1 protein-coding gene is annotated in these 232 nt (G+C 71.6%); it reads right to left on the bottom strand.

Annotated features, from left to right (window positions below):
• On the bottom strand, positions 1-232 hold a 232-nt coding region (locus ACZ6JE_RS15720), incomplete at both ends, for a glutamate synthase-related protein (protein ID WP_464319558.1).

Consider the following 232-nt stretch of genomic DNA (forward strand, 5'->3'; position numbering starts at 1 on the left):
GGCGAACGCCGGACCGACGAGCACCGGCGCGAGGTCGAGACCGGAGGCCTTCCAGGGGTCGATGGCCCGGTCGACGTCGAGCACGTCGGTGCGGCCGATCGCCTCGTCGAGGGAGCGGAAGCCCAGCTCGGCCAGGTACTCGCGCACCTCCTGGGCCAAGAACTCGAAGAAGTGGACGACGAGGTCGGGCTTGCCCGTGAACCGGGCGCGGAGCTCGGGGTTCTGGGTCGCG

This window comes from Frigoribacterium sp. AC759 (assembly GCF_979256015.1).